The sequence below is a fragment of the Streptomyces pilosus genome, from assembly GCF_014649835.1.
Taxonomy (GTDB): Bacteria; Actinomycetota; Actinomycetes; order Streptomycetales; family Streptomycetaceae; genus Streptomyces; species Streptomyces pilosus.
The window spans coordinates 261463-285978 of record NZ_BMTU01000002.1; the positions used below are offsets into that span (position 1 = coordinate 261463).

Below are 24516 nucleotides of genomic sequence, written 5' to 3' on the forward strand. Positions count from 1 at the left end.
AGACTCTCACCCAGCACTGTCAACGCAGGAGTCACAGAACGGGATCGGCGGCATACAACGCGCGCAGCTCGTCCGCGATCCGCTTCGACGCCAGGGGGCGTCCCTTGGCCGCGCCGGCCTTTGGAGAGCCGCTCCGTCTTCCGGACCCCGGCGTCGGCTTGGGCAGGAGAACTTCAGGCTCTTCTGGCTCCCGCTCCGGTTCGTCGGCTTCGGCCTGTGAAGCCCGCGGCGGGTCGTCGAGCGGGCTCACGAGTTCGCCGTTCTCGACAAGATCGACCTGATTGGGGATGAGCTTCTCGAATGGCACCGTCGGAGGCTCACCAGGGGTCGACGGAGCCTCGCCCCCCTTGGTGTGGGCGATCAGCGCGAGCCGGGCAGCCGCCGGTGTCACTCCGGAGTCCGAGAGGACCCTCGCGCACGCTTCGGAGACCGCTGGCAGAGTCGGCCGCTCCTCCGGCGTGTGGGCGAGCATCGACTCCAGCAGGGGCACCAGCGGCGTAGGCACACCAGAGAGATCGGGAGCGATCTCGGGATTGGTGACTTGTGCCGCGATTGCTTCCCAGCGTGATCCGTCGTACGGATAGTGGCGGGCCGCCGCGTACAACAGGACCGTGCCCAGCGCGTACACATCTGCTGCGGGTGACACCTGTGGATGGCCGCCGGCCTGCTCCGGAGGCATGCACCGGACGGTGCCGATGATCATGCCACTGTGTGACAGCGTCTCCTGAGAGGAGTCCATGAACGCGCCCAGACCGAAGTCGATGATCATCGGGCCGTCATCGCCCAGGATGACGTTCTGCGGCTTCAGGTCTCGATGGAGCAACCCCGCGGCGTGGACTGCCGACAAGCCTTCGGCGAGCAACGCCCCGAGGCTGGCCGCCAGCGGCAGCGGAAGTACACCGTCGCTGTCCACGCAGGCCAGCAGCGTGCGACCGGCCACGTACTCCATGGCCAGCCAAGGCCGGTCTGCGTAAGGATCCGCGTCCAGGAAGCGGGCCACCCGGTTCGTGCCGATCACCGTGCGGGCGATCAACGCCTCCTTCTCGAAGCGCGCACGCGTCAGCGGATCGAGCTTGTCGTTGCGAATCACCTTCACCGCGACTGGATCACCTGCGGGCGTGTAGGCGAGATAGACCTCACCCATCCCGCCCGAGCCGAGCTCCCGCGCCACCGTGTACCGGCCGATCCGCGTGGGCACCCCGCTCATCCGCACCGACTCACCTTTCCACCGCGCCTCACCCGATCGGCGCTCTTGCCCGCCACACTCTAATCGGCCAAGAGGTCAGCCTGAGGTGCTTTCGTCCTGATCAGGACACCGGGCAACGCTATGCAAGCCGAAACCGGCCGTGAGGAAGTCGGGGCACTCTGATCTCCAGCAGCCGCTGTGTCGACGACTGCTGGGTGTCTGTGAGTCCGGGGCGGGCAAGAAAATGCCCGCTTCTAATGGATCTTCTGCTGCTCCAGCCACTTGAAGACCTCGGCCCTCTTGTAAAGGACCTTGGCGTTCCTGCCTCGGCCGAGCTTGTAGCCCTTCAAGCCCAGTTTCGATGCCTCCCTATAGACCCAGCTCGTGGACATATTGAGCATCGCAGCGACCTCATAGGTGTCCATAAGGACGGGCTCGACGCTACGGCGCCTGCGCGACGAGTCGATATCGGTGCGGGTCTGGTCGGGGTGCGACTGCGGTTCCACGGGCAAGATGCTCCTTGAGGCTGGCCTGAGCCTGATCGCTGGAGCGGCTCGCGCTCTGCTCTGGCCGAATTCCAAACGTCCTTGACGCCCGCCCTGTGCCACCGCCAAGAGTCACCGGACGAGCCACAGCCATGGTCGTGAGAATCGCCGGTTTGGCTAACCGGCGATCCGCCGCTATGTTGCCGCGCTGCTTCCGCCACTCAAGTTCATGGAGCTGTGGGCGCCTCCTCCTTGAAGACGGGATGCGAGGGGCCTGGGCCGGCTGACCCATGGCGGTGCGTGGTCCGACTTCCGGTCGAGTGCCTTCGCTCCTGACTGCCGTCCAGACCGTCCGCGTGACGGTGATCACGGACGCCCTTCGGGGGGTGCTGCGTAGGCTTGGGCCGTCGTCACGGCGGGGTCCGCGAGAGTGGGCGAAGCCCTCCTCCAGCCACCTGACGAGGCGTCAGAAAAGTCAGCAAGTGGTCAGCATGAGTCCTGAAAAAGCTGGGGACAGCTGCCCGAACATGCGACTCGTTGTAGGGTGTCGAAACAGCCCTTGACCTGCAAAAACGCAGGCAGGGAGCCTACTTGTGGGAGTGCCCCGATGTTGCGTACAATGTTCAAGTCCAAGATCCACCGCGCCACCGTCACCCAGGCCGACCTGCACTACGTGGGCTCCGTGACGATCGACGCCGACCTGCTCGACGCCGCGGACCTGCTGCCCGGCGAGCTCGTGCACATCGTCGACATCACCAACGGGTCCAGGCTCGAGACGTACGTCATCGAGGGGGAGCGCGGGTCGGGTGTGGTCGGGATCAACGGGGCCGCGGCCCACCTCGTCCACCCCGGCGATCTGGTGATCATCATCAGTTACGCTCAGGTCACCGACGCCGAGGCGCGGGCGCTGGAGCCCCGGGTGGTGCACGTGGACGCCGACAACCGCGTCGTCGCCCTGGGTGCCGACCCGTCCGAGCCGGTGCCGGGGTCGGACCAGGAGCGCAGCCCGCAGGCCGTGAGCACGGTCTGACCTGCGCACAGCGAGGCAACCGAGGCGGGAGCACAGCCATGGGTGACATCGAGATCCGTGACGACCGGGCGGCGGGCAGGCTCGAGGCGGTGGCGGACGGTGAGGTCGCCGGGCGGATCGAGTACTTCGTCCTCGACGCCCCCGGGCGCGCGCTCGTACCGGTGCACACCGTCGTGGAACCCGCCCACGAGGGCAAGGGCATCGCGGGCTCCCTCGCTCGCGAGCTCTACTCCCTCGCCGCCCGCGAGGACAGCGCCGTCGCCCCGCTCTGCCCCTACGTCGCCAAGTGGGCCGAACGGCACCCCGACGACGCTCCCGCGGCCGGCCCGGAACTGATCCGGGCGGCGAAGGCGTGGCTCGCGGCCCGTCCCGGCCGGTTCTGAGGGCGGGGGGCGACCGTTCCGTGCTGGCGCTGCTGCACACCTCGCCCGTTCACGTGGCCGTCTTCGACCGGCTGCGTGACGAGGACCATCCCGGGCTCCGGCTGCGGCACGTCGTCGCCGGGGAACTGCTGGAACGCGCCCGCGTCGAGGGTCCCGCCGCCGTCGCCGATGCCGTACGGGCGCGGGTGCGGGAGGCCGTCGACGCCGGCGCCCGGGCCGTGCTGTGCACCTGCTCGACCATCGGCCGGGTCGCGGAAGCGGCCGCCCCCGAGGCGGGCGTGCCGGTGCTGCGCGTCGACCGGCCGATGGCCCGCGCGGCCGTGGCCGCCGGGCCGCGGGTGGTCGTGCTGGCCGCGCTGGAGAGCACGCTGGGGCCGACGGTCGCCCTGATCGACGAGGAGGCCGGCCGGGCCCGGCGGTCCGTCGACGTGCGGACCGTGCCGGTCGAGGGAGCCTGGGAGCGCTTCGAAGCGGGCGACGAGGCGGGCTACGTGCGCCGGGTCGCCCGCGCGGCCGACGAGGTCACCGGCGCGGACGTCATCGTCCTCGCCCAGGCGTCCATGGCCCCGGCCGCGCCGCTCACCACCACGCCGGTCCCCGTGCTGTCCAGCCCCCGGCCGGGGCTCGCCGCGGCGGTGACGGCCGGCCGTCTGTAGCGACACCGTCCCGGCGGCGACGGCGGCGGTGCGCCGTCCGGCCCCGCGGCCCTCACACGGGCGGGTGACTGGAGCCACCGCCGTCGGGTATGCGGGGGAGTAGTCCAGAGCCGACGCCGACCCACTGGCCGGAGGACACGAGCCATGACGAACCCGTACCCGGACCCCGTCCCCCCGGGCCCCACTCCCGGACCGGCCCCCGGCGGCCCGGACCCCTCGCACCGGGACCCCTTCCCCGACCCGGTGCCGCCTCCGGAACCCCCTCCAGGCCCGGGCCCCGCACCGACCCCACCGCCGCCGGGCCCCGGACCGGAACCGACGCCCGCGCCACCGGGGCCGCCCCCGCCGCACCCGGGACCGCCCGAGCCGTCCCCCTCCCCGATCCCGCCGGGCCCCGAACCGACCCCGGACCCCGAACCCGGCCCGCCCCTGACCTGAGCGGCCGCACACCCCGGGACGCACCGAGGGCGGTGGACGACCCCGCGGGGCCGTCCACCGCCCTCCGGTGGGGCAGGGGACGCGACGACTACGCCGTCACCTCCGTACGGTCACCGCCCCACAGCGTGTGGAACGAGCCGGCACGGTCCGTGCGCCGGTAGGTGTGCGCACCGAAGTAGTCGCGCTGGCCCTGCGTGAGCGCGGCCGGCAGGCGCTCCGCGCGGAGGGCGTCGTAGTAGGCGAGGGCCGCGGCGAAACCGGGCGTCGGCACGCCCTGACGGGTCGCCGCGATCAGCACCTCCCGCCAGTCGTCCTGCGCGTCGGCGATCTCCCGGGCGAAGGTCTCGTCGGAGAGCAGGCTCGGCAGGTCGGCGCGGGCGTCGTAGGCGGCGCGGATGCGGTCCAGGAAGGCCGCCCGGATGATGCAGCCGCCGCGCCAGATCGCGGAGACCGCGCCGAGGTCGATGTCCCAGCCGTACTCCTCGCTGCCCGCGGCGACCTCGTGGAAGCCCTGCGTGTACGACACGATCTTCGACGCGTACAGCGCCTGCTCCACCCGGTCCGCGAACGCCGCCGCCTCCGACTCGCCGAGCGGCGCCGCCTTCGGGCCGGCCAGCCCGCGCGAGGCCTCGCGCAGCGCCGCGTGGCCCGACAGCGAGCGGGCGAACACGGCCTCGGCGATGCCGGACACCGGCACGCCCAGGTCCAGCGCGATCTGCACCGTCCAGCGCCCGGTGCCCTTCTGCTCCGCCTGGTCCACGACCACGTCCACGAACGGCTCGCCCGTCGCCGCGTCCACGTGCGACAGCACCTCGGCCGTGATCTCGATCAGGTACGAGTCGAGCCGGCCGGTGTTCCAGGTGCGGAAGATCTCCGCGATCTGCGCGGGGGAGTACCCGGCCACGTCACGCAGCAACTGGTACGCCTCACCGATGAGCTGCATGTCGGCGTACTCGATGCCGTTGTGCACCATCTTCACGAAGTGACCGGCGCCGTCCGGGCCGACGTGCGTCACACAGGGCGTGCCGTCGGCCGCCTTGGCGGAGATCCTCTCCAGCATCGGACCGAGCGAGTCGTACGACTCCTTCGGGCCGCCCGGCATGATGCTCGGCCCGTTCAGCGCGCCCTCCTCACCGCCGGAGACGCCCATGCCGACGAAGTGGATGCCCTGCTCGCGCAGGGCCTTCTCCCGCCGCCGGGTGTCGGCGAAGTGCGCGTTGCCACCGTCGATGATCATGTCGCCGGGCTCCAGCAGGGGCGCGAACTCCTCGATCACCGCGTCCGTCGGCTCACCGGCCTTCACCATGACGACCAGCCGCCGCGGACGCTCCAGCGCCGCCACGAACTCTTTCGCCGTCTCCGCCGCCACGAAGCCGCCCTCGTGCCCGAACTCCTCCACCAGCGCGTGCGTGCGCGTCGCCGTCCGGTTGTGCACCGCGACCGTGTAGCCGTTGCGGGCGAAGTTGCGCGCGAGGTTGCGGCCCATGACCGCGAGTCCCGTGACGCCGATCTGCGCTGAACTGCTCATTGGGGTGGCTCCTAGTGACTTCGGTATCGGTACTGCCGGTACTGCCGGTGCGCCGGTTTGCCGGTCGGCGCGTCCCCGTCGTGCCACCGACCATCCTGGCGTGCCGCACCCGCGGGTGCATGCGCGGGTCGCCGGGACACCGCGCAGGCACATACGGGCGAAGGCACCCCCCTTACTCAGCCGCACCGCCCGGTGCGCCGGACCGGCGCACGCACGCGCGCGCCCCAGCGGACGGACACACCCGCCCGCGCACACGCCCCACCGGGCGGCAACGGGGGCGCAACGGGCGAAAGCTCCCGGCCATGTGGCGCATCCGTGCGGCTGATAGCCGCCTTGTCACGGCCAGTTCGCAGCGCTTACTTTTGCCCCTCCTGACGCATTGTCGAGGGGGATTCCATGGCCGTGCGCGGCCGGCACCGCCGGTATCAGCCGAACAGGATCAACCGGGCTTCGCTCACCGTCACCGCGGGCGGTGCCGGAATGGCGCTGCCGCTGATGGGCACCGGCGCCGCCCAGGCCGCCGACGTGGAGACCTGGGACAAGGTCGCCGCCTGCGAGTCCACCAGTGACTGGGACATCAACACCGGCAACGGGTACTACGGCGGGCTCCAGTTCAGCCAGTCCACCTGGGAGGCCTTCGGCGGCGCCCGGTACGCGCCGCGTGCGGATCTGGCCACCAAGGACCAGCAGATCGCCGTGGCCGAGAAGGTACTGGACGGACAGGGGCCGGGCGCCTGGCCGGTCTGTTCGGTGCGCGCCGGACTGACCCGGGGCGGCGACACCCCCGACATCCAGCCGGCCGCCGGCCCGAAGAGCACGAAGAACACGAAGAGTGCGAAGAGCACGCAGGGCGAGCGGAGCGGCGGGAGGAAGGCCGACCGGCCCTCCGTCGAGGACGTCAAACCGCACACCACGCCGCAGTCCCGGGCCGGCCGCGCCGAGATGTACATCGTGGTGAGCGGCGACACGCTCTCCGGCATCGCCGAGGACGAGCGGCTGCGCGGCGGCTGGCGGGGCCTGTACGACGCCAACCGCTCGACCATCGGCGCCGACCCCGATCTCATCGTGCCGGGCCAGCGCCTCTCCCTCTCCGGCGGGACGGCCGGGGCACCCACGGCGCCCGCGAAGAAGAAGCCGGCCGCCCAGAAACCGGCCGCCCAGAAGCCGGACACCAGGGCGGAGCAGAAGACACAGAAGAAGAAACCGGCCAAGCAGTCCGAGAACCGCACCGAGAAGCGCACCGAGAACCGCGCCGACCGCTCCGTCAAGACCGGCACCGGACGGGTCGCGCCCGTCAGCGGCGCCCTCGGCACGCCGTACCACAAGGCCGGATCCGCCTGGTCGAAGGGCTACCACACCGGAGTGGACTTCCCCGTGCCCACCGGCACGACCGTGAAGTCGATCGGAGCCGGCACGGTGGTGAGCGCGGGCTGGGAGGGCTCGTTCGGCTACCAGGTGGTGGTCCGGCACACCGACGGCCGCTTCAGCCAGTACGCGCACCTGTCGGCGATCTCCGTCAAGGACGGTCAGTCCGTCGGCGCGGGCCAGCGCATCGGACGCTCCGGGTCGACCGGGAACAGCTCGGGCCCGCACCTGCACTTCGAGGTGCGGACCGGACCCGGCTTCGGCTCGGACATCGACCCGATCGCCTACCTGCGGGCGGGCGGCGTCAGGATTTGACGCGTGCCCGGTGCCGGTCCGCCACCGGCACCGGCACGTACGGGCCGCCGTAGAAGGGCGCGTACGACACCAGCGGCACCAGTGCCGGGCCCACGTCGTCGGGCCGGTCGTCCGGCGCCGGCCCGCGCAGGGCCGGGAGCCGCACGTCCTCGGGGAGCGTCAGTTCGGCCAGCAGCAGCTCGGCGGGGTCCGCCGTCGGCCGCCCACCGGCCTCCGCGCCGTCCCACCCGCCGGATCCGGCGTCGGAGCGGGCCGCGGGAACCTCCACCGGCCCGGCTCCGGACACGACGTCCGCACCGGACACGACGCCGGCCCCGGCGACGAGGTCAGCCCCGGCCGTGACGTCGGCCCCGGAGCGCACCGCGTCGGCCGCCTCCTGCTGCTCGCGCGCCAGCCGCTCCGTCGTGAGCAGGATCAGTCCGCCCGCCGCGACCACACCGCAGCTCAGGGCGAGCACCGTGCCCGTCGTGCCGTAACGGAAGGTCTCGCCGAACATCGTGATGCCGACCGCGGCCGCCACCACCGGGTTGACCACGGTCAGCGTGGCCAGCGGGGCCGCGAGGCCCGCACCCCGGTAGGAGGCCTGGGAGAGCAGCATGCCGGCCGTGGCCAGCACACCGATCACCGCGAGGGACGGCAGGTTCGCCGCCGAGACCCCGCCGGTCCAGTCGACCGCGACGGTCTTGGTGAACACCGAGGACATGCCGAACGCGACACCGGACGCCGTCGCCAGCAGGATGCTGCGCACCGCCGGGTGCCGGCACGCCGCCCGCGCCGCGACCATCAGCGCCGCGATCGCCACGGCCGTCCCCAGCGCCGCGGCCACCCGCTGCGCGGTGTCCAGCGACTGCGCCTCGGCCGAACCGACCAGCGAGAGCAGACCGGCGAGGCCCACCGTCGCCATGAGGGCGCCCCGCCACGCGGTCGCCCCGGCCCTGCGGCCCACGAACAGCGCGGCCATGGGCAGCGCGAACACGATGGTCAGGGCGCCCAGCGGCTGGACCAGGCTCAGCGGGCCGTAGGCCAGCGCCACCACGTGCAGCAGTCCGCCCAGTCCGTTCAGCGCGACCGCCGCCCACCAGCCCGGACGGCGCAGCGGCGCGTACTGCTGCGCTCCGGGGGAGGACACCGCGACCTGCTCCTGCACGATCGCTCCGCCGGCGTACGCCACGGCGGACACGAACGACAGCAGCACGGACAACGCGAGGGCGCTCATCGGCTGCTCCTCTGCGTGAGGCCGGAGCGGTGGGCCCGGCGCGGCGAACGGTCGGCTTCCATAACCAACACCATGCCGTGCCGGACTGTTCCCGTCGTCGTCCCTGAGCACCCAATCGGTCCTACTGCCGATGGAGTACGGCGACGCCCCCGTCATCCCCTGGGTGGGTGTCCCGCGGTGGAGACCCCCTGGATGCCACCCCTAGGGGACTTGGTACTACTGCACGTCGTGGACCTCGACCCCGCCCTCACCGCCCTTCACCGCATCGGTGGCTTCTTCGTCCTGCGCCCGGCGGGAGCGGCCGACCCCGCCCTGCCCACGCTCGCCCACGCATACGGCCCCGCACGCCCGGGCGTTCACGACGACGTGCTGGCCGTGCGGATCCGCCGGGTCGCCGGCGCGCTGGACGCCGAGGCGCGGGTCGCCGCCTCGGTGGCCCACCAGGGGCTCGCCGCGCGCCTGTGGTCGGTGACCCTCGGCTCCGCCGCCCTCTGCGGCACCGTCCCCGACCTCGCCCCGCACCTCCTGCACTGGGACCCGGAAGCCGGCGCCCCCGACGACCTGTGGGCGGCCGAGGCGCGGCCGCTGCCCGGTGACGCGGCGACACTCGCCCGCCTGGTGCTGCGCGGTCACCTCGACCCCCTCGCCGCCGCCCTGCGCTCCCGCCACCGTCTCGCCCCCGGCCTGCTGCGCGGCAACGCCGCCTCCGCACTGGCCGGCGCCGCCCGGGAACTGGACCGCTGGGGGCGCCGCCACGGCCGCACGGACGTCGCCGACCGGGCCGGCCGCCTCGCCCGTGAACTGCTCAGCGACCCGTCGCTCGCCGGGGCCGGGACCCTGACCGGAACCGCCTTCCGGCGCCGCAGCTGCTGTCTGTACTACCGGGTGCCCGGCGGGGGCGTCTGCGGTGACTGTTGCTTCGTACGGCCGCCCCGCTCTTCCCCACGCGCCCCATCTGGGTGACCATGGAACAAAGTCCGCGCAGACAGGGGGTTCACGGGTGCGAGTGGGACTGCTGACCCGGGAGTACCCCCCGGACGTGTACGGCGGCGCCGGAGTGCATGTGGAGTTCCTCGCCCGGGAGCTGCGGCCCCTGGTCGACCTGGAGGTGCACTGCTGGGGCGAGGGCCGGACCGACGGTGTGCTGCGCCACCGCTCCTGGTCCGCGCTCGACGGCGCCAACGACGCGCTGCGCACCTTCTCCGTGGACCTCGCCATGACCGCCGCCCTCCAGGGCCGCGAACTCGTCCACTCCCACACCTGGTACGCCAACCTCGGCGGTCACCTCGCCAAGCTGCTGTACGGCATCCCGCACGTGATGACCGCCCACTCGCTGGAGCCGCTGCGCCCCTGGAAGGCGGAGCAGCTCGGCGGCGGATACGCCCTGTCGAGCTGGGCCGAGCGCACCGCGGTCGAGGGCGCCGACGCCGTGATCGCCGTGTCGTCGGCCATGCGCAAGGACATCCTCGGCTGCTACCCCGCCCTCGACCCGGCCCGGGTGCACGTCGTGCACAACGGCATCGACACCGCTCTGTACCGCCCCGATCCCGGCACCGACGCCCTGGACCGGATCGGACTGGACCGCTCCCGCCCTTATGTGCTGTTCGTCGGCCGCATCACCCGGCAGAAGGGCGTGCCCCACCTGCTGCGGGCGGTGCGCGGCATCGACCCCGCCGCCCAGGTCGTGCTGTGCGCCGGCGCCCCGGACACCCCGGAGATCGACCGGGAGTTCCGCGAGCTGTACGAGGACCTCAGCCGGGTCCGCGAGGGCGTCCACTGGATTCCGCAGATGCTCCCGCGCCCCGAGGTGATCCAGCTGCTCACCCACGCCGCCGTGTTCGTGTGCCCGTCGGTGTACGAGCCGCTCGGCATCGTCAACCTGGAGGCCATGGCGTGCGGCACCGCGGTGGTCGCCTCCCGGGTCGGCGGCATCCCGGAAGTCGTGGCGGACGGCTCCACGGGGGTACTCGTGGACGCGGACGACGACTTCGAGGCGGGCCTGGCGCGGGCACTCGACGCGGTGCTCGGCGACCCGGCCGCGGCACGCCGGATGGGCGAGGCGGGACGGGAGCGCGCGGTCACGGAGTTCGGCTGGGACGCCGTGGCCCGGCGGACGGTCCGACTCTACGAGGAGGTCCGCAAACAGGCTTAGTCCCGCGCGTCCGGGGCAGTCTTGGGAAGATTCGGCGTGAGGGGAGCGGCCATGCGTCGTGGTGGGCCTTCGGTCCTGGGAATCGTGCTGGCGGGCGGCGAGGGCAAACGCCTGATGCCCCTCACGGCGGACCGTGCCAAACCGGCGGTCACCTTCGGCGGCACCTACCGGCTGGTCGACTTCGTGCTGTCCAACCTGGTCAACGGCGACATCCTGCGCGTCTGCGTGCTCACGCAGTACAAGTCGCACTCGCTGGACCGGCACATCACCACCACCTGGCGGATGTCCAGCCTGCTCGGCAACTACGTCACCCCGGTCCCCGCCCAGCAGCGCCTCGGCCCGCGCTGGTACCTGGGCAGCGCCGACGCCATCCTGCAGTCGCTGAACCTGGTCCACGACGAACAACCCGAGTACGTGGCGGTGTTCGGCGCCGACCACGTGTACCGCATGGACCCGCGCCAGATGCTCGCCCAGCACATCGAGAGCGGCGCCGGGGTCACGGTCGCCGGGATACGGGTCCCGCGCTCGGAGTCCTCCGCCTTCGGGGTGATCACCCCGGGCTCGGACGGGGTGAGCGTGGAGGGCTTCCTCGAGAAGCCCGCCGACCCGCCGGGTCTCGCCGACGACCCCGAATGCGTGTTCGCCTCGATGGGCAACTACCTCTTCACCACCAAGGCGCTCGTCGAGGCGCTGCACCGGGACGCCGAGGACGAGAACTCGGTGCACGACATGGGCGGTTCGATCCTGCCCCAGCTCACCGAGCGGGGCGAGGCCCACCTGTACGACTTCAGCTCCAACCACGTGCCCGGTGAGACCAGCCGCGACCAGGGCTACTGGCGGGACGTCGGCACGCTGGACGCCTACTACGAGGCGCACATGGACCTGATCGCCGAGCGGCCCGCCTTCAACCTCTACAACCGGCAGTGGCCCATCTACACCACCTCCGGCCAGCTCTCGCCGGCCCGGTTCAACGCGGGCGGCATGGCGAGCGAGTCGATCATCAGCGCGGGCTGCCTGATCCGGGGCCAGGTCACCCGGTCCGTGCTGTCCCCGGGCGTGGTGATCGACCCGGGCGCGGTGGTCCAGGGGTCGGTGCTGCACGACAACGTCCACGTCGGCCGGGGGGCCGTGGTGCGCGGGGCGGTGCTCGACAAGAACGTCGAGGTGCCGCCCGGCGCGACGATCGGCGTCAATCCGGAGCGGGACGCGGAGCTGTACACGGTGTCCAAGGGCGGCGTGATCGCGCTCGGCAAGGGCCAGCGGGTGCCGTAGCGGCGACGGCCCGCGGGCCGTCGCCGGGGCCCGGGGCGGCCGAACGGTGAACGGCACCCCCCGGCGGGCCGCGTCCGTCCGGGTGGCGTCCGTGACGCCGTGCGGCGGTGATCACCCGGTCCCGGCACCGCCTGTCGCCGCCGGTCACTCGTGTCCCGCCCCTTCCGCCGCCGTGCGGGAGGGGCGCTGACGTCACATGGTGTTAACCATGTGTAGCCGGATCGTACTTGACCGTAATCGGCCGGGAGCGATTGACTGCTGATCCTTTCCCGTCACGACTTGAGGCCCCGCCCATGACCGCAGACCCGCTCGCCCCCCTCGATCTGGCGTTCTGGAACATCGAGTCCGCCGGTCACCCCATGCACCTCGCGGCGCTCGGCGTCTTCTCCGCGGGTTCGCCCTCCGCCGCGGCCCACGCGGCGGACCTGCTGGCCTCCCGGGCCGCCGCCGTGCCCGGACTGCGGATGCGCATCCGGGACACCTGGCAGCCGCTGGGCCTGCGCCAGTCGCTGAAGGCGCTGCGGGACACGCTGCCGGGCCCCGGCGAGCGGCAGCCGGCAGCGCCCCGGCAGTCGCTCGCCGCCGCGCTCCGGCAGCCGTTCGCCTCGGCGGTGCGCCGGTCGCTCGCCTTCGGCGGCGCCACCCGCGAGCCCGACCCCGGCTTCGACCCCCTCGACCACGTCCGGCTGCACCCCCCCGCCGCCTGCTTCCACACCGCCGCCGGTCACCTCATGGGCCGCCCGCTGGAACGCACCCGGCCGCCCTGGGAGGCGCACGTGCTGCCGGGGGAGGACGGTCTGTCCTACGCCGTGCTGTTCAAGTTCCACCACGCCCTCGCCGACGGGCTGCGCGCCCTCACCCTGGCCGCCGCGCTGATGGACCCGATGGACCTGCCCGCGCCCCGGCCCCGCCCCACCGCCCCTCCGCGCGGGCTGCTCCCCGACGTGCGCGAGGTGCCCGCCCTCCTCCGGGACGCCCTCTCCGACGCGGGCCGCGCCCTGGACATCGGCGCCGCCGTCGCCCGTTCCACCCTCGACATGCGCTCCTCGCCCGCGCTGGCCTGCGCCCCCAGCGGCACCCGCCGCACCGCCGGCGCCGTGATCGACCTCGACGACGTCCACCGCATCCGCAAGAGCGCCGGCGGCACCGTCAACGACGTCACCATCGCGGTCGTCGCCGGCGCGCTGCGCCGCTGGCTCGACGAGCGCGGCGACGGCAGCGAGGGCGTCGCCCCGCGCGCCCTCATCCCCGTCTCCCGGCGCCGGCCGCGCACCGCCCACCCCCAGGGCAACCGGCTCTCCGGCTACCTGATGAGGCTTCCCGTCGACGAACGGGACCCGCTGGCCCGGCTCACCCAGGTGCGCACCGCCATGGACCGCAACAAGGACGCGGGACCGCACCGGGGCGCCGGCGCCGTCGCCCTGCTCGCCGACCACGTGCCGCCGCTCGGCCACCGGCTCGGCGGACCGCTGCTCGGCCAGGCGGCCCGGCTCTGGTTCGACGTCCTGGTCACCAGCGTGCCGCTGCCCGGCTTCGGCCTCAGGCTCGGCGGCGACCGGCTCGGCGCCGTGTTCCCGCTCGCGCCGCTCGCCCCCGGCCACTCCCTCGCCGTCGCGGTCTCCACGTACCGGGGCCGCGTCCACTACGGTCTCGTCGCCGACGGCGCGGCCGTCCCCGACCTCGACCGGCTGGCCCATGCCCTGACCGAGGAGGCGGCCACGCTGACCGCCCTCTGCGATCACTGAGCGTCGCGGTTTGCCGCTCCGGCCGGGCGCTCCGTAAAATCCCCCGTTCGACAGCGGATGCGAACGGAGCGCCGCGAGAAGCAGAGCGGGAAACGGCAGCGGCGATGACGGTGACACAGGACGGCCCCGAGGCCACGGACGCGGTGGCATACGGGCCCGGCATCGACCCGGAACGGCTCGCCGTCTGCCTCGGCGTGCTCGAGGAACTCGACAAGCTCGACGTCGACCACCCGGACGCGATCCTGGTCCGCCGGGCCACCTCGCACATCTACCGCACGGTGAAGCAGCGCCGCCGCCAGGAACGCCGCGCCGCGAAGACCGCCCACGACAAGGCCGTCACCGAGGCCACCGCCACCGGCTCCGCCGAGCGCATCGACGACGAGACCGAGGGCATCCTGCCCTCCTCCCGGGTCGAGCCCGGCAAGATCGCGGGAATACTCCAGCGCCCGCGGTCCTGCTACACCTGCAAGACCCGTTACGTCGAGGTCGACTACTTCTACCACCAGCTCTGCCAGAAGTGCGCCGCCGAGAACCGGGCCCGGCGCGACGCCCGCACCGACCTCACCGGCAAGCGGGCGCTCCTCACCGGCGGACGTGCCAAGATCGGCATGTACATCGCGCTGCGGCTGCTGCGTGACGGCGCCCACACCACGATCACCACGCGGTTCCCCAAGGACGCCATCCGCCGCTTCAAGGCCATGGACGACTCCGGGGACTGGATGCACCGCCTGGAGGTCGTCGGAATCGACCTGCGCGACCCCGGCCAGGCCGTCGCGCTCGCCGACCAGGTCGCCGAACAGGGCCCGCTGGACATCCTGATCAACAACGCCACCCAGACCGTGCGCCGGCTGCCGTCCGCGTACGCGGCGCTCGTCGAGGGCGAGAGCGCCCCGCTGCCCGCCGGTGAGCTGCCCGCCCACCACGTCATCGGCGCCTTCAACTCCGGCGCCGTCGACGGACTGACCGCGCTGCCCGTCGGGGCCAGCGGTCTCGACGCGCAGAAGGTCGCCGACCTCGCCCTGGTCGCGGGCAACGCCAGCGTGGTCCGGCACCGGGACGGCACCGCCATCGACGCGGGCGGCCTGCTCCCCGACGTCGTCGACTCCAACACCTGGGTGCAGACCATCGAGCAGATCTCCCCGGTGGAGCTGCTGGAGACCCAGCTGTGCAACTACACGGCGCCGTTCATCCTCATCAGCAAGCTCCGTCCGGCCATGGCCGAGGCGGCCCGCCGGGCCGCCGCCGGGCGCGCCTACGTCGTCAACGTCTCCGCCATGGAAGGCGTGTTCGACCGCGGCTACAAGGGGGCCGGGCACCCCAACACCAACGCGGCCAAGGCGGCCATGAACATGGTGACGCGGACCAGCGCCCAGGAGATGTTCGACACCGACCGCATCCTGATGACCTCGGTCGACACCGGCTGGATCACCGACGAGCGCCCCCACTTCGACAAGCTGCGCCTCGCCGACGCGGGTTTCCACGCCCCGCTCGACCTGGTCGACGGCGCGGCCCGGGTCTACGACCCGATCGTGCGCGGCGAGGCGGGCGAGGACCTGTACGGCGTCTTCATGAAGGACTACGCGCCCGGCCGGTGGTGAGGGCGGCGGACCCCGGAGGCCGTCGGTCGATGGCCTCCGGCCGCGCGGCGCTCGGCTCCGGCGGCAGCGGACCATGGCGGGTTCGCGGCCTGGTCGACGGGACCTCAACTGTGCCGTGAGCGGGCCGCCTTGTCGCGAACGTCGACGCCCGCGTAGTCCGATCGGGTGAATGAAGAAGGCGCGGCCATGCTGATTTAACCGCATATGGTGGTGGATTGCGTACGCCTCGTCGCGTGATTGTTACCGCCAGTTTTGAGCCCCATCGAGCGGGGGGCCGCTCATTTGGTTACCCTGAGGCGGACGGACAGCAGCAAGGGTTCTACCCGCACCCACGGTCCGTCTGGGACCAGCCGGTTCACAACGGCCTGCTCTTTCCCGAGTTACCGGCGCCACCGCGTCCGAACGGCTTTCGACTCAGACCCGAGCGGACGTCAGGCGCCAGGCACCGGGCCGACGCGGTACGTCCCCAGGGTGACCGACACATAAGGAGTGCGCGGTGACACCGGAGCAGACGCAACGCGAAGAGATCCCCACGGAACGCCTCCAGCGTTCCCGCCGCAAGGCCGGGGAGCTCGGCAGCCTGGACGTGTGGGCCCGTTCGGCCCCGATCCGTCTCGCGGGCTACGAGGACGACCTCGCCGAGCCGCACATCCTGCCCAGCGTCGACTGACCGGGGCCACCCGCCCGGCCTCCGCGCGGGCGCGCCGGACGCGCACGCACGCTCATCAGGGGGCGCCCCCGGCGACCGGCCCGTCGGGGCCAATGCGGCCGTGGCGCCGGGGACTTCACCCGGCTCCACGGCCCTGGGCGCCGTGCCCGGGGGGTTCGGCCACCCCCGGCACGGCCCGGTGGGACTGCGCGTCATGGACGGGGCGCTGTGACCCCGGTGTCCCGGCTCAGGGCCGGGCGTACGGACGGGTCATGATCTCCATGTTGTGGCCGTCCGGATCCTCGAAGTAGGCGCCGCGGCCGCCGAAGAGGCCGTTGACCCTGCCCGGCTCCGTGTGGCCGGGGTCCGCGTAGTAGGTGACCCCGGCCGCCTCCAGGCGGTCGATCATGGCGTCGAACCGGTCCTCGGGCACGAGGAACGCGTAGTGCTGGGACTGCACGGGCTCGTCCCGCAGTTCGTAGTAGTCGAGGGTCACGCCGTTGCCCAGGTCGACCGGGAGGAACGGGCCGAACGGAGCGCCGACCCCGAGCCCCAGGAGCCCGGCGAGGAACTCGGCGGAGGCCCGGCGGTCACGGGCGTAGACGGCGGTGTGGTTCAACTCGATGTGCGGTGTGGCGGTTTCGGGCATGACTGGACACGTCTCCGGTTCTGGTTTCCTGGGGATGGGTGCGCGCGCACGAGGGCGCGACGGAAAGGGAAACGCGGAGAAGGGGCGGGCCACGGGCCCGCGCGGGCGGGGGCGCACCCCGCGCCGGCCTCACGACGAGGCCGGGAGTGCCCTTCGTGTATGGCCCATGGCCGACCCGGCAGTCACCCGGCCGACCCTAGGCCCTCCCGCCGGTGCTCGGCAAGATCCCTAGGCGGATCCGTCGCCGGTGTGGCGTGCCGTGGACTCGTTCTCCTGCGCGAGCCGGCGCAGGGCCATCAGGGCCGGCTCCAGCAGGAAGGTCAGGAGCACCGCCTGTTCGGCCTTCTCCATCGGGTCCGTGGTCGCCTCGATGCGGTCCAGGTCGAGCCGGGCCGTCCGTTCCGCGAGTTCGGCGTAGGGCAGCAGCGTCCGCCAGTCGTACGCGATGTCCAGGGAACGCAGGGTCCGGAGCGTGCGGTCGACGACCTCGCGGGCCGGGTTCGACCCGGAGACCGACCAGCCCATCGCGTCGATCAGGGCGGCGGCCTCGGGGCTCGGCTCCTCCTCGGTGGTGTCCGGGGTGCCGCTCCCGGGCGGGCGGATGCCGAAGGCGATGCCGAGCACCTCGTGCGGGTCGCTCCGGTGCTCGTCCATGGCGTGCAGCACATGTCCGGCCGCGGCCACGGACAGTCCGCGCACACCGATGAGCGCGCGGATCAGCCGCAGCCTCCGCAGATGGGTCTCGTCGTACTCGGCCTGGGTCGCCGCGGTGGCCCGCCCGGGCGGCAACAGGCCCTCGCGCAGGTAGTACTTGATCGTCGCGGTGGACACCCCGCTGCGGCGGCCGAGTTCCGAGATTCTCACATGCTTCTCCGCTCTTCCTCTGGCAATTGGGTAGTGCCACTGTCTAATCTGGATAGCGCCACTCACCAATCGTGGAAGCGAGACTACCGTGCCCGTACTTCCCTGGGTGACGCCGAACCCGGCCCGCCCCGACACCCACGCCTACGTCATGGCCTCACGCTTCGAGGTGCGGTCACTGAAGGACGTCCCCCGCTTCTTCCTCAAGTCGCTCGTCGCCTGGCGGCAGGTGCGCAGGGCGCCCGGAGCGCTCGGCGCCTCACTGGAGGCCAGGCCCTTCCGCAAGGTCTTCCACACGCTGTCCGCGTGGGAGAGCCGGGAGGCCCTCTACGCCTACGCGCGGGCCGAACCGCACAGGAGCGTCATGACCGGACTGCGCGCGGCGATGCGCGACTCGACGTTCACCTTCTGGGAGGTGCCCGTCGACCGGCTCCCGATCGACTGGGACGACGCCAAGCGCCGGATCGACGCCCGGGCACGGGACGGTGCCGCGGCCCCGGAGGGCCGAGACGGCGCCCCGGACGGTCACGGCGCCGCCCGCTGAACCGTGCGCCGGTCCGAACGGGCGGGTGCCGGGGGAGTGCTCTCGCCCTGTCCACCGGGACCGGGCACCGGTCCCCGACGCACGGTGAGCCGAGCGGGCCCGGCCGCGGGGCCCGCGTCCGGACCGGTCAGTCCTCCAGCCGGCCGCGCAGCCATTCCTCCACCGCGCCCACGTGCGCGGCCGCCGCCGCCCGCGCGGCCTCCGGATCGCGGGCGACCAGGGCACGGTGGATCGCGGCGTGCTCGCGCCGGGTGCGCTCGAAGGCGCCCTCCTCCTGGTGGCCGCGCCGCACCCGGGCCCGGAAGGTGCGCGAGGACAGGCCCTCCAGGATGGCGGCCATCGTCCCGTTGCCGGCGGCGGCCGCGATCTCCCGGTGGAAGGCCAGGTCGTGGGCGAGGATCCGCTCCGGGTCGTCGGTGGCGTCCATGGCCACCAGATGCCGCTCGACCTCGGCCAGCCGCTCCGGAGTGATCCGAGCCGCGGCCAGCGCCGTCGCCGCCGACTCCAGGGCGCGGCGCACCTGCAGCAGTTCGACCAGCCGGGACCCCCGGGACAGGTCGGCCACCACCCCGAAGGTCTCCAGCAGGTCACCCGCCTCCAGCCGCGTGACGTAGATGCCCGAACCGTGCCGGGCCTCCAGGACGCCCAGCACCGTCAGTGCCCGGATCGCCTCCCGCATCGAACTGCGGGAGATGCCCAGCCGGGCGGCGAGGTCCCGCTCGGTGGGCAGCCGCTCGCCGGGCTCCAGTTCACCCTCGCGGATCATCGCCGTGATCCGCTCGATGGCGGCTTGCGTCACCGTGCCCTTCCGCGGGGCCGGCTCCTCCGCCCGCGGGGCCGTCTCCTCCACGCCACTCCTCCACTCACCCGGACCGCCGCAGTCTACCGACGGAAGTGGTCGGACCACTCGCGAGCCAAAACGGACCGATCCCGGCCCGAAGGGTGTTCCGCTCGCCAAGTGGTCTGATAAGTATGCCTCGGTACCCAGGACCGGCGCCCCGCCCCCGCTCCCCACCGAAAGGCCCTCCGTGCCCCCGAAACCCGCCCGGATCACCGCCGTCGACACCTACGACATCCGGTTCCCGACCTCGCGGGAACTCGACGGGTCCGACGCGATGAACCCCGACCCCGACTACTCCGCGGCCTACGTCGTCCTGCGCACCGACGCCGCCGACGGACACGAGGGGCACGGCTTCGCCTTCACCATCGGACGGGGCAACGACGTACAGGTCGCCGCGATCGAGGCACTGCGCGGCCACGTCCTCGGCCGGTCCGCCGACGACCTCTGCGCCGACCCCTCCCTGCTCGCCCGTGACCTCACCCGCGACAGTCAGCTGCGCTGGCTGGGACCGGAGAAGGGGGTGATGCACATGGCGGTCGGAGCCGTCGTCAACGCCCTGTGGGACCTGACGGCCAAGCGCGCGGGCACACCGCTGTGGCGGCTGCTCGCCGAGGCCGACCCCGCCTGGCTGGTCCGCCAGATCGACTTCCGCTACCTCACCGACGCCCTCACTCCCGAGGAGGCCCTGACCCTGCTGCGCCGCGGCCGGGAGGGCGCCGGGCGGCGCACGGCCCTGCTGCTGGAACGCGGCTACCCCGCCTACACCACCTCGCCCGGCTGGCTCGGCTACGACGACGACAAGCTCACCCGGCTCGCCGCCCGGGCGGTCGCCGACGGCTTCCGGCAGATCAAGCTCAAGGTCGGGGCCGACCTCGACGACGACATCCGCCGCTGCCGGACCGCACGCGCGGCCGTCGGACCCGACGTGCGCATCGCGATCGACGCCAACCAGCGCTGGGACGTGGACGAGGCGATCCGCTGGACCAAGGCGCTCGCGGAGTTCGACCCCTACTGGATCGAGGAGCCCACCAGCCCCGACGACATCCTCGGCCACGCCACCGTCCGCCGGGCCGTCGCCCCCGTCAAGGTGGCCACCGGCGAACACGCGCAGAACAGGATCGTCTTCAAGCAGCTCCTCCAGGCCGACGCCCTCGACATCGTCCAGATCGACGCCGCCCGCGTCGGCGGCGTCCCCGAGAACCTCGCCGTGCTGCTGCTCGCCGCCAAGTACGGCGTCCCGGTGTGCCCGCACGCCGGCGGGGTCGGCCTGTGCGAACTCGTCCAGCACCTGGCGATGTTCGACTACGTCGCCCTGACCGGCACCACCGAGGACCGGGTCATCGAGTACGTCGACCATCTGCACGACCACTTCCTCGACCCCGTGGTGATCCGCGACGGCCACTACACCGCACCCCTCGCGCCCGGCTTCTCCGCCGCCCTGCGGCCCGAGTCACTGGCGCGCCACACCTACCCCGACGGCGAGTACTGGACCACGGACGCGACCACGCGCGAGGAGCGGCAGGCATGAGCGAATGCGAGGGCCTGACGGCCCTGGTGACCGGCGGCGCCTCCGGCATCGGCCGGGCCACCGCGGAACTCCTCGCACGGCGCGGCGCCCGGGTCGCCGTCCTCGACCTCGACCCCTCGACCGTCGGCGAGCCCCTCACCGCCCACCGCGCCGACGTCACCGACGACGCCTCGGTGCGTGCCGCGGTGGCGGCCGCCCTCGGGGAGCTCGGCGGGCTCGACATCCTGGTCAACAACGCCGGCATCGGCGCCCGGGGCACGGTCGAGAGCAACTCCGACGCGGAGTGGCACCACGTGTTCGACGTCAACGTCCTCGGCATGGTCCGCACCGCCCGCGCCTGCCTGCCCGCGCTGCGCGCCTCCGCGCACGCCGCCGTCGTCAACACCTGCTCCGTCGCCGCCACCGCGGGCCTGCCGCAGCGCGCCCTCTACAGCGCCACCAAGGGCGCCGTGCACGCCCTGACCCTCGCCATGGCCGCCGACCACGTCCACGAGGGCATCCGCGTCAACTGCGTCAACCCGGGCACCGTCGACACCCCCTGGATCGGCCGGCTGCTCGACGCGGCCGACGACCCGGCCGCCGAACGCGCCGCCCTCGAGGCCCGCCAGCCCACCGGCCGCCTGGTCACCGCCGCCGAGGTCGCCGCCGCCATCGCCTACCTCGCCGGCCCGCTGTCCGGCGCCACGACGGGCACCGCCCTCGCCGTCGACGGCGGCATGCAGGGACTCCGGCCGCGGACGGGGACCCGGTGAAGCGCCGCCGGCTGGGCCGCAGCCGCGTCGAGGTCACCGCCCTGGCCTTCGGATCCGCCGGGATCGGCAACCTCTACACCGAGGTCGGCGAGCAGGAGGCCCACGAGGCGGTCGAGGCGGCCTGGCAGCGCGGCATCCGCTCCTTCGACACCGCCCCGCACTACGGCCTCGGCCTGGCCGAACGCCGTCTCGGCGCGGCCCTGCGCGCCCATCCGCGCGCCCGGTACACCGTGTCCACCAAGGTCGGCCGCCGCCTCGAACCCGCCGGCGCCGGCGGCGACGACCTCGACGACGGTTTCGCCGTGCCCGCCACCCACCGCCGCGTCTGGGACTTCAGCGCCGACGGCGTCCGGCGCACCCTGGAGGCGAGCCTGCTGCGCCTCGGCCTGGACCGGGTCGACGTCGTGTACCTGCACGACCCGGACGACCACGCCGAACAGGCCTTCCGCGAGGCCTACCCGGCCCTGGAGCGGCTCCGTGCGGAAGGCGTCGTCGGGGCGATCGGCGCCGGCATGAACCAGAGCGCGATGCTCACCCGCTTCGTCCGCGACACCGACGTCGACGTCGTCCTGTGCGCCGGCCGCCACACCCTGCTCGACCAGAGCGCCCTGTCCGACCTGCTGCCCGCCGCCCTGGAACGGGGCCGCTCGGTCGTGGTCGGCGGTCCCTTCAACTCGGGCCTGCTGGCCGACCCGAGACCCGGAGCGACCTACGACTACGCACGGGCGCCCGCCGAGCTGCTCGACCGGGCCCTGCGCATCAAGGCGGCCGCCGAGCGCCACGGCACCACCCTGCGCGCCGCCGCCCTGGCCTTCTGCGCCGCCCACCCCGCGGTCGCGAGCGTCCTGGCCGGTGCCCGCTCGGCCGCCGAAGTGCACGACTGCGCCGACCAGTTCGCCGCACCGGTGCCGACGGCCCTGTGGCAGGAACTGCGGGCCGCCGGCCTGCTGCCCCCCGGGGAGGAGCCGGCGTGACCGTGGACGCCCACCACCACGTCTGGGACCTGTCCGTCCGCCCCCAGGACTGGCTCACCGGCCCCGGACTCCGGCCGCTGCGGCGGAACTTCGCCCTGGACGACCTCGCGCCGCAAGCGAGCGCGGCCGGAGTCGGCCGTACGGTCCTGGTGCAGACCGTCACCGCCGCCGGGGAGACCCCCGAACTGCTCGCCCTCGCCGAGGCGCACCCCCTGGTCGCCGGCGTCGTCGGCTGGACCGACCTCACCCGCCCCGGCGTGGCCGGGGAACTGGCCCGGCTGCGGGAGCTGCCCGGCGGACGGTACCTCAAGGGCATCCGCCACCAGGTGCAGGACGAGCCCGACCCCGAGTGGCTGCTGCGACCTGCCGTGCGGCGCGGACTGGCCGCCGTGGCCGAGGCGGGCCTGGTCTACGACCTCGTCGTCCTGCCGCACCAGTTGCCCGCCTGCACGGCGGCGGCCGCGTCGCTGCCGCGGCTCACCTTCGTCCTGGACCACCTGGGCAAGCCGCCCGTCGCCTCCGGCGCCCTCGAACCCTGGGCGTCCGCCGTCCGGGCCCTGGCCGCACTGCCCAACACGGTGTGCAAGTTCTCCGGGCTGGTCACCGAGGCCGACCACGCCACCTGGACCGTCGACGACCTCAGACCGTACGCGGACGTGGTGCTGGACGCCTTCGGCCCCCGGCGGCTGATGTTCGGCTCGGACTGGCCGGTGTGCACCCTGGCGGCGGCGTACGGCGACGTCCTCGCCGCCGCCCGGGCCCTGACCCTCCACCTCGCCCCCGGGGAACGCCGTCGCCTCTTCGACACCACCGCCACCCGTGTCTACGGCCTCTGACCCGCCCGCGTCAGCCGGGTCGGCGGCAGGAACTCCCGCACGTACGTCCGCTGCCAGCACGCGCCCGTCTCCCGCAGCTCCCGCCAGGTCGTGTAGCGGTAGCGGAAGAGCCGGGCGCGGACGTGGCGGGGCGGGGCGTCCGCGGGGAACGGGGAGCGGCGCAGCAGCCGCAGCGTGTCCCGGTCGTTCTCCAGCAGCCGCTCCACCAGCACCCCGAACCAGGGGCCGGCGTACGCGGGCGACAGCGCGGCGAACCACATCAGCCAGTCGAGCCGCAGGTGGTACGGGGCGAACTGGCGGGGCCAGCGCCGGGGATCACCCGGCTTGCCCTTGAACTCGTACTCCCGCCAGTCGCCGTCCTCCCGGGGCACCTCGTCGGCCGTGCCCTCCACCACCACCTCGTAGCGGACGCGGCTGACGCTGCCGAACGCCCCGTAGGTGTTGACCAGGTGCAGCGGGTCGAAGGAGCGGTTCATCACCTGGCGGCGGGAGAGCATGTTGCGCACCGGCTGCCAGGACAGGCCCAGCAGCAGCGCGGACACCGCGAGCACGACCACCACGTACCACAGCGGGGCGCCGGGCACCGGGGACGCGTCGTGGGGGAACGCGATCACCGGCAGGGCCAGGACGATCGTCACCCAGTTGAGCCAGGCGAAGTTGCCGGACAGCACCAGCCACAGCTGGGTGAGGATCATCAGCGCGGCCGCGGCCGAGGCGACCGGCTGCGGGGCGAACAGCAGGAACGGCACGACCAGCTGGGTGACATGGTTCGCCGCCACCTCGACCCGGTGCAGCGGCTTGGGCAGATGGTGGAAGAACCAGCTCAGCGGCCCGGGCATCGGCTGCGTCTCGTGGTGGTGGTCCAGGCAGGTCAGCTTCCGCCAGCACGCGTCGCCGCGCATCTTGATCAGTCCCGCCCCGAACTCCACCCGGAACAGGACCCAGCGGAGCAGGAACAGCACCACGACCGGCGGCGCCACCTCGTCGTTGCCGAGGAACACGGCGAGGAAACCGACCTCGAGCAGCAGCGACTCCCAGCCGAACGAGTACCAGGTCTGCCCCACGTTGACGATCGACAGGTACAGCGCCCACGGCACCAGCCACAGCAGCATCCCGCCCCACAGCGGGAGCAGCGAGTCCAGCCCCGCGAGCAGCGCCGCCGACACCGCGCAGCCCGCCCACGCGCACCCCGCGAAGAACCGGTCCGAGTAGTGCCAGTGGAAGAGGCTCGGGGAGCGGCGGAACGGGACCCGTGCCACGTGCCGCGGCACCGGAAGCATGCCGCGCTCCCCGATCAGCGCGCGGAACTGCAGGGTCGCCGTCAGGAACGCGACCAGGTACAGCCCGGCCAGCGCCCGCTGGAAGACCAGCCGGCTCAGCCAGTAGTCGGATGCGGTGAACCACTCCACGGCCCCGCGCTCCTTCCGCCGTCGTCCCGCCCCGGACCACTGTCACCTCCGTATACCACCCGGGGACACGGGAAACCCGTGGGGAAGGAGGAGGCGGACGGGGC

At 73.1% G+C, this 24516-nt stretch carries 23 protein-coding genes; 15 read left to right on the forward strand and 8 right to left on the reverse strand.

The window, feature by feature from the left end; genetic code table 11:
* Positions 1-31 precede the first annotated feature (31 nt).
* Positions 32-1207 carry a serine/threonine-protein kinase gene (locus IE118_RS06055; protein WP_189556227.1) on the reverse strand — a complete coding sequence of 392 codons (1176 nt, stop codon included), beginning with the start codon at positions 1205-1207 and terminating at the stop codon, positions 32-34.
* 233 nt (positions 1208-1440) lie between these two features.
* On the reverse strand, positions 1441-1692 hold the full coding sequence (locus IE118_RS06060; protein WP_189556228.1) for a helix-turn-helix domain-containing protein: 252 nt from the start codon (positions 1690-1692) through the stop codon (positions 1441-1443).
* A gap of 586 nt (positions 1693-2278) precedes the next feature.
* Here IE118_RS06060 and panD point away from each other — a divergent pair.
* From panD to IE118_RS06075, 3 genes are read left to right on the forward strand one after another with little or no spacing between them, the layout of a single operon-like run.
* A complete protein-coding gene (gene panD, locus IE118_RS06065) occupies positions 2279-2701 on the forward strand; it encodes an aspartate 1-decarboxylase (protein ID WP_189556229.1) in 423 nt (140 codons plus the stop codon).
* A 38-nt stretch (positions 2702-2739) separates the two neighbouring features.
* Positions 2740-3084: a GNAT family N-acetyltransferase gene (locus IE118_RS06070; RefSeq protein WP_189556230.1), complete on the forward strand. Its 345-nt coding sequence runs from the start codon at positions 2740-2742 to the stop codon at positions 3082-3084.
* A 20-nt stretch (positions 3085-3104) separates the two neighbouring features.
* A complete protein-coding gene (locus IE118_RS06075) occupies positions 3105-3740 on the forward strand; it encodes an aspartate/glutamate racemase family protein (protein WP_189556231.1) in 636 nt (211 codons plus the stop codon).
* 526 nt (positions 3741-4266) lie between these two features.
* On the opposite strand, the gene gnd is transcribed toward IE118_RS06075, so the two are convergent.
* On the reverse strand, positions 4267-5706 hold the full coding sequence (gnd, locus tag IE118_RS06080) for an NADP-dependent phosphogluconate dehydrogenase (protein ID WP_189556232.1): 1440 nt from the start codon (positions 5704-5706) through the stop codon (positions 4267-4269).
* Positions 5707-6102: 396 nt separating this feature from the next.
* Between gnd and IE118_RS06085 the strand changes: the two genes are divergently transcribed.
* The gene (locus tag IE118_RS06085) at positions 6103-7386 is read left to right on the forward strand and encodes a transglycosylase family protein (RefSeq protein ID WP_189556233.1); all 1284 of its coding nucleotides are present in this window, start codon (positions 6103-6105) and stop codon (positions 7384-7386) included.
* Here IE118_RS06085 and IE118_RS06090 read toward each other — a convergent pair.
* Positions 7376-8602, reverse strand: a complete 1227-nt coding sequence (locus tag IE118_RS06090) for a DMT family transporter (RefSeq protein WP_189556234.1) — start codon at positions 8600-8602, stop codon at positions 7376-7378. The two genes, IE118_RS06085 and IE118_RS06090, sit on opposite strands and share 11 nt — an antisense overlap.
* A 228-nt stretch (positions 8603-8830) precedes the next feature.
* On the opposite strand from IE118_RS06090, the gene IE118_RS06095 reads away from it, so the two are divergent.
* The 6 genes from IE118_RS06095 to IE118_RS06120 all read left to right on the forward strand — a co-directional run bounded on the left by IE118_RS06095 (position 8831) and on the right by IE118_RS06120 (position 16039).
* Entirely contained in the window at positions 8831-9565 is a 735-nt protein-coding gene (locus tag IE118_RS06095; protein WP_189556953.1) for a (2Fe-2S)-binding protein, read from the forward strand.
* A 37-nt stretch (positions 9566-9602) separates the two neighbouring features.
* On the forward strand, positions 9603-10754 hold the full coding sequence (gene glgA, locus IE118_RS06100) for a glycogen synthase (protein ID WP_189556235.1): 1152 nt from the start codon (positions 9603-9605) through the stop codon (positions 10752-10754).
* Positions 10755-10805: 51 nt separating this feature from the next.
* The gene (gene glgC / locus IE118_RS06105; RefSeq protein ID WP_189556236.1) at positions 10806-12026 is read left to right on the forward strand and encodes a glucose-1-phosphate adenylyltransferase; all 1221 of its coding nucleotides are present in this window, start codon (positions 10806-10808) and stop codon (positions 12024-12026) included.
* Positions 12027-12319: 293 nt separating this feature from the next.
* The gene (locus IE118_RS06110; RefSeq protein WP_189556237.1) at positions 12320-13771 is read left to right on the forward strand and encodes a wax ester/triacylglycerol synthase family O-acyltransferase; all 1452 of its coding nucleotides are present in this window, start codon (positions 12320-12322) and stop codon (positions 13769-13771) included.
* A gap of 104 nt (positions 13772-13875) precedes the next feature.
* Positions 13876-15369, forward strand: a complete 1494-nt coding sequence (locus IE118_RS06115; RefSeq protein ID WP_189556238.1) for an SDR family NAD(P)-dependent oxidoreductase — start codon at positions 13876-13878, stop codon at positions 15367-15369.
* Between the two features lie 496 nt (positions 15370-15865).
* Positions 15866-16039, forward strand: a complete 174-nt coding sequence (locus IE118_RS06120; protein WP_189556239.1) for a hypothetical protein — start codon at positions 15866-15868, stop codon at positions 16037-16039.
* Between the two features lie 226 nt (positions 16040-16265).
* On the opposite strand, the gene IE118_RS06125 is transcribed toward IE118_RS06120, so the two are convergent.
* The gene (locus IE118_RS06125) at positions 16266-16667 is read right to left on the reverse strand and encodes a VOC family protein (RefSeq protein WP_189556240.1); all 402 of its coding nucleotides are present in this window, start codon (positions 16665-16667) and stop codon (positions 16266-16268) included.
* Between the two features lie 228 nt (positions 16668-16895).
* Positions 16896-17531: a MerR family transcriptional regulator gene (locus IE118_RS06130; RefSeq protein ID WP_189556241.1), complete on the reverse strand. Its 636-nt coding sequence runs from the start codon at positions 17529-17531 to the stop codon at positions 16896-16898.
* Positions 17532-17619: 88 nt separating this feature from the next.
* Here IE118_RS06130 and IE118_RS06135 point away from each other — a divergent pair, with 88 nt between their 5' ends.
* Positions 17620-18072: a DUF3291 domain-containing protein gene (locus IE118_RS06135; RefSeq protein ID WP_189556242.1), complete on the forward strand. Its 453-nt coding sequence runs from the start codon at positions 17620-17622 to the stop codon at positions 18070-18072.
* A 127-nt stretch (positions 18073-18199) separates the two neighbouring features.
* On the opposite strand, the gene IE118_RS06140 is transcribed toward IE118_RS06135, so the two are convergent.
* Positions 18200-18922, reverse strand: coding sequence for a FadR/GntR family transcriptional regulator (locus IE118_RS06140; protein ID WP_189556243.1), 723 nt, complete (start codon positions 18920-18922; stop codon positions 18200-18202).
* A gap of 178 nt (positions 18923-19100) precedes the next feature.
* On the opposite strand from IE118_RS06140, the gene IE118_RS06145 reads away from it, so the two are divergent.
* From IE118_RS06145 to IE118_RS06160, 4 genes are read left to right on the forward strand one after another with little or no spacing between them, the layout of a single operon-like run.
* On the forward strand, positions 19101-20441 hold the full coding sequence (locus IE118_RS06145; RefSeq protein ID WP_189556244.1) for an enolase C-terminal domain-like protein: 1341 nt from the start codon (positions 19101-19103) through the stop codon (positions 20439-20441).
* Positions 20438-21193, forward strand: a complete 756-nt coding sequence (locus tag IE118_RS06150) for an SDR family NAD(P)-dependent oxidoreductase (RefSeq protein ID WP_189556245.1) — start codon at positions 20438-20440, stop codon at positions 21191-21193. The genes IE118_RS06145 and IE118_RS06150 overlap by 4 nt, the downstream gene beginning before the upstream one ends.
* On the forward strand, positions 21190-22167 hold the full coding sequence (locus IE118_RS06155; RefSeq protein WP_189556246.1) for an aldo/keto reductase: 978 nt from the start codon (positions 21190-21192) through the stop codon (positions 22165-22167). The genes IE118_RS06150 and IE118_RS06155 overlap by 4 nt, the downstream gene beginning before the upstream one ends.
* On the forward strand, positions 22164-23003 hold the full coding sequence (locus IE118_RS06160; RefSeq protein ID WP_189556247.1) for an amidohydrolase family protein: 840 nt from the start codon (positions 22164-22166) through the stop codon (positions 23001-23003). The genes IE118_RS06155 and IE118_RS06160 overlap by 4 nt, the downstream gene beginning before the upstream one ends.
* Here IE118_RS06160 and IE118_RS06165 read toward each other — a convergent pair.
* Positions 22991-24412 (reverse strand): lipase maturation factor family protein, encoded by a 1422-nt coding sequence (locus IE118_RS06165; protein ID WP_189556248.1) that lies wholly within the window; start codon positions 24410-24412, stop codon positions 22991-22993. The two genes, IE118_RS06160 and IE118_RS06165, sit on opposite strands and share 13 nt — an antisense overlap.
* Between the last annotated feature and the right edge of the window lie 104 nt (positions 24413-24516).